This window comes from Streptomyces sp. KLMMK, assembly GCF_036961605.1.
GTDB classification, from domain to species: domain Bacteria; phylum Actinomycetota; class Actinomycetes; order Streptomycetales; family Streptomycetaceae; genus Streptomyces; species Streptomyces telluris.
On the sequence record NZ_JBAMDC010000459.1, the window covers coordinates 1 to 4,773 of the forward strand.

Here is a 4,773-nt window from a genome sequence, read left to right on the forward strand (position 1 = left end):
CCGCCGCCTCGATGCGCTCCACCTCGGCCCGGACCGCGTCCTGCAGGGCGCGATCTGCCTTCTCGTGGCGCAGGCACTGGCGCAGCGGCTCGGGGTCCAGCCCTTCGTTGCACGCGCGGTAGAGCAGCTGGGCGAAGACGTACTCGGGGTCGGCGCCCAGGGCCCGGCTCAGCGCGACCCTCGCCTCCGGCTGGTCGTCGGTGGCCCAGGCCACCCAGCCGGCGAGTGCGACGGGCGCTGCCGCGTACTCCGCGTACGGGGGCACGCAGCGGCGGGCGAGGGCGCGCCACAGCCGCAGGACGGCCGGGGCCTGCGGGCCCTCCATCCACTCCGCGGCGTGGTCCCGAGTGACGCGGTCCTGGAGGCCGACGATGACCGTGGCGGCCTCCTCATCCGTCAGGAGGGAGTCGTCGCATGCGTCGGATGCGGGGCGGCCGGGGAGGGGCGGCGCCTCCTGGAGCCGGTCGGCCAGGGCCCGCGCGAGGGCGAGAGTCTCCTGCCGTACGGGCTCGCAGCCCTCCTCTCCGAGGATCCGCGGGACCATCGCGAAGGCCGCGGCGTCCAGCGCTTTGCGCTGCCCCTCGGCACGGTCACCCGTGAGGGGTGCGTACCGGTCCTCCATCTCCCGGAGGGTGCCGCGGACCTCGATGCCCGCATAGGTGGCCGCGGCGGCCATGACCGACGTGCCCGGCAGGGAGAGGGGGGTGCCGTCGGGCGGGCAGCAGCGGGGGTCGGGGCAGCAGTACGACCAGAAGCGGCCCTCGGAGATGCACAGGGCTTCGTGCACCGGCATGTCGAGCCGGCCGCAGGCCCGGCGCAGGCTCTGGGCGAGCGGGCGCAGCCGCTCCATCACCTGTCGCGGGCTCTGGCCCGCGGCCGTGTCGGGGTCCTGGCAGAGGAAGATGACCACGCCGTCGGGGCGGTTGCCGCGCTTGCTGCTGCCGGTCAGGAGGGTCTCGGCGAGCTGGTCGCAGACGTCCGGCCATTCCTCGCCGCTGCGCGGGATGCCGAGCCTCAGCCGGCCGCCGAAGCGGCCCCGGTCACCGTGGAGGGCGACGAGGACGATGCTGTCGGTCGGGTGGAAGCCGAGCAGGTACGGGAGGGCGTCGGCCAGCTCGGCCGGCGAGCGGAGGGTGACTTGCTGCCCGGGGTCCCCTGCCGTGCCGGGCACGGCGGCGGACGGGGAGGAGGGCGTGGACGGGCGGGCGGATTCGTTGTGCTGCGTCATGGCCCGAGAGTCCCGCGGGTCCGCCGCGGCCCGCCAGGCCTGTGGATAACCCCGGAATATGGTCCTACTAATGCTGTGGACAGCGGTTTTCCACAGCCGGGCCGGTTCGTTCGCGCATTGTCAGTGCACTCGTGTTGCATGGGGGCATGACGAACGAAGACCTCCGCGCCTCGGCCGACGCCGTCCTGGCCCGCCTCGTCGGGGACCCCACGGGCAAGGCCAGACTGCGGGAGGACCAGTGGCTGGCGATCGAGGCGCTGGTCGCCCACCACCGTCGCGCGCTGGTCGTGCAGCGCACGGGGTGGGGCAAGTCGGCGGTGTACTTCGTCGCGACGGCGCTGCTGCGGGCCCGGGGCAGCGGGCCCACGGTGATCGTCTCGCCGCTGCTCGCGCTGATGCGCAACCAGGTGGACGCCGCGGCACGGGCCGGGATCCACGCCCGCACGATCAACTCCGCCAACGTCGAGGAGTGGGACGCCGTCCAGGCCGAGGTGGCCGCGGGCGAGGTCGATGTGCTGCTGGTGAGCCCCGAGCGGCTCAACAACCCCGACTTCCGCGACCAGGTCCTGCCCAAGCTCGCCGCCGCCACCGGCCTGCTGGTCGTCGACGAGGCCCACTGCATCTCCGACTGGGGCCACGACTTCCGGCCCGACTACCGCCGCCTGCGCACCATGCTCGCCGACCTTCCCCCCGGCGTCCCCGTCCTCGCCACGACGGCCACGGCCAATGCCCGCGTCACCGCCGATGTTGCCGAGCAGCTGGGCACGGGCGAGGAGTCCACGCAGGCGCTGGTGCTGCGCGGTGCGCTGGACCGGGAGAGCCTGAGCCTCAGCGTCCTGCAGCTGCCCGACGCCGCGCACCGGCTGGCCTGGCTCGCCGACCACCTCGCCGAGCTCCCCGGCTCCGGCATCATCTACACGCTCACCGTCGCGGCCGCCGAGGAGGTCACCGCCTTCCTGCGCCGGTGCGGCCACACGGTGGCCTCCTACACCGGCAAGACGGAGAACGCGGACCGCCTGCAGGCCGAGGAGGACCTGCAGGCCAACCGCGTCAAGGCGCTCGTCGCCACGTCGGCGCTGGGCATGGGCTTCGACAAGCCGGACCTGGGCTTCGTGGTCCACCTGGGCTCTCCCTCCTCCCCCATCGCCTACTACCAGCAGGTCGGCCGCGCGGGCCGCGGCGTCGAGCACGCCGAGGTCCTGCTGCTCCCGGGCCGGGAGGACGAGGCGATCTGGAAGTACTTCGCCTCCCTCGCCTTCCCCCCGGAGGAGCAGGTCCGCCGCACCCTGGAGGTGCTCGCCGCGTCGGACCGCCCGGTCTCCCTGCCGGCTCTGGAGCCCCAGGTCGAGCTGCGGCGTTCGCGTCTGGAGACCATGCTCAAGGTCCTCGACGTCGACGGCGCCGTGCACCGGGTGCGCGGCGGCTGGACCGCGACGGGCCGCCCGTGGACGTACGACGCCGAGCGGTACGCCTGGGTGGAGCGGCAGCGCGGGGCCGAGCAGCAGGCGATGCGCGACTACGCCGCCACGACGCAGTGCCGGATGGAGTTCCTGCGCCGTCAGCTGGACGACGAGCAGGCGGCCCCGTGCGGGCGCTGCGACAACTGCACGGGGCCGCGCTTCGGCACGGAGGTCTCCGCCGGGGCGCTCGACGCGTCGCGGGGCGAGCTGGGGCGCCCGGGCGTGGAAGTCGAACCGCGCCGGATGTGGCCCACGGGAATGCCGGCCGTAGGCGTCGACCTCAAGGGCCGTATCCCGGCCGGCGAACAGGCCGCGCCCGGCCGGGCCCTCGGGCGGCTGTCCGACATCGGCTGGGGCAACCGGCTGCGCCCCCTCCTCGCCCCGCACACTCCGGACGGGCCTGTTCCGGACGACGTCGCGGCCGCGGTGGTGACCGTGCTGGCCGACTGGGCCCGCGGTCCCGGCGGTTGGGCCTCCGGGGCGGCGGACGCCCCCGGCCGCCCCGTGGGCGTCGTCACGCTCGCCTCCCGCACCCGGCCGCAGCTGATCCGCTCGCTCGGCGAGCACATCGCCGCGGTCGGCCGGATGCCCCTGCTGGGCACGGTCGAGTACGGAGGCGCAGACACCGACACCCGGGTTCCCCGCACCAACAGCGCGCAGCGGCTGCGTGCGCTGGACGGCGCGCTGACGGTGCCGCCGGCCCTCGCGGAGGCCCTGGCCTCGGCCGGCGGGCCGGTCCTGCTCGTGGACGATCTCACCGACACCGGATGGACGCTGGCCGTGGCTGCACGGCTGCTGCGGCGCTCCGGTGCACCGCAGGTGTTCCCCCTGGTTCTGGCGGTACAGGGCTAGCGGCACACGGCACGCGGTGCGGCGGGGGCGGGCGAGGGCGGCGAGCCGCGCGCCGTCGGCCAATGGCGCCAATTGATCGTTGCCGCCCGCCCCCGGCACCGCGAGAATTGGACGCGATCCCGCTCTCGTCCGTCCACGGCCCGCCGGGGACGGCCGTCGTGGCGTGCACTCCTGCCCGGCGCCGCCCGGCCCGTGGCCACGCAGCCGAAGGAGGGTCATGGCCTTCGACTTCGTACCGCCGCCTCCCGCCGAAGCCGGGCACCGGCTGAGCCGGCTGCTGGAGCCCTCCGAATGGGCCGCGGCCGGAATCCCCCTGTTGCGCAACCCGCGCGAGGTGATCACCGGCCTGCACGCCCGTCACCTGCCGGCGCCGTCGACGGCCGTCGTCGCCGTTCTCGATCATGACGAACGGCTCGCGGCCAGCGCCTCGTTCGTCCGCCTTCCCGCCCCGCCCGACGGCTGGGAGCTGCGCAACGCACTCCTGGCACAGCTGCGCCGGGTGATCCCGCACGACCTGCGGCGGCGTACGCCGGTGCGCACCGCCGTGCTGCTCTACTGCCGACCGGGCGAGGCCCATTGGACGGAGGAGGACGGGGCGTGGATGTGGGGCCTGCGTGACGCCTGCACGCTGCACGGGCTGCGCTGCGGCGCGTACATCACCCTGACCGAAAGCGGCTGGCAGATCCTCGGCGAGGGCCGCAGCGGACGCAGACCGCGGTCACCGGCGCACGTCCAGGCGTCCACGACGTCCGGCGGCGGCGCGCACGAGGCACACCGCCGCACGGTCGCGCGCTGACGGGCAGGTGGGGACAGCACGTCCCCGGAACATAGGCTCGGACCCCGCGGCCGGCGCCCCTCAGAGGGGCACGACCGCCGGGCCCGTCGTCAGACGCCCGCGGAGATCAGGGCGTTGACGCGCTGCGGGTCGCCGCAGACGATCAGCAGCCCGCCGGCGCGGCCCATCGCAGCGGGCAGCGCGCGGGTCACCGCGTCGTCCGCGCCGCCGTTGACGGCCACGACCACGACCGGCCGCGCTCCCGCGCGCTCCGCGTCGGCAGCCGCGTAGAAGACGTCGTCGCGGGCGTCGTGCTGCGCCCAGTACGACGCCTCGCCGAAGGACAGCTCGTGCGCCGCCCACGGGTGCGGGTCGCCGGTCGTCAGCACCAGGATCTCGCCGGGCGCGCGGCCGGTGTCGAGCAGCAGGTCGACGGCCTCGTCCGCGGCGTCCAGGGC

4 protein-coding genes are annotated in these 4,773 nt (G+C 75.1%); 2 read left to right on the forward strand and 2 right to left on the reverse strand.

Annotation, left to right across the window (positions count from 1 at the left end):
- The coding region (locus tag V7793_RS33555; RefSeq protein WP_336013477.1) for a DUF4192 domain-containing protein at window positions 1–1,228 on the reverse strand (1,228 nt) is incomplete at its 3' end.
- A 146-nt stretch (window positions 1,229–1,374) separates the two neighbouring features.
- Between V7793_RS33555 and V7793_RS33560 the strand changes: the two genes are divergently transcribed.
- Complete coding sequence (locus V7793_RS33560; RefSeq protein WP_336013478.1) at window positions 1,375–3,540, forward strand: RecQ family ATP-dependent DNA helicase; 2,166 nt, start codon at window positions 1,375–1,377, stop codon at window positions 3,538–3,540.
- Between the two features lie 217 nt (window positions 3,541–3,757).
- The gene (locus tag V7793_RS33565; RefSeq protein ID WP_336013479.1) at window positions 3,758–4,336 is read left to right on the forward strand and encodes a hypothetical protein; all 579 of its coding nucleotides are present in this window, start codon (window positions 3,758–3,760) and stop codon (window positions 4,334–4,336) included.
- A gap of 89 nt (window positions 4,337–4,425) precedes the next feature.
- Here V7793_RS33565 and V7793_RS33570 read toward each other — a convergent pair.
- The coding region (locus V7793_RS33570) for a hypothetical protein (protein ID WP_336013480.1) at window positions 4,426–4,773 on the reverse strand (348 nt) is incomplete at its 5' end.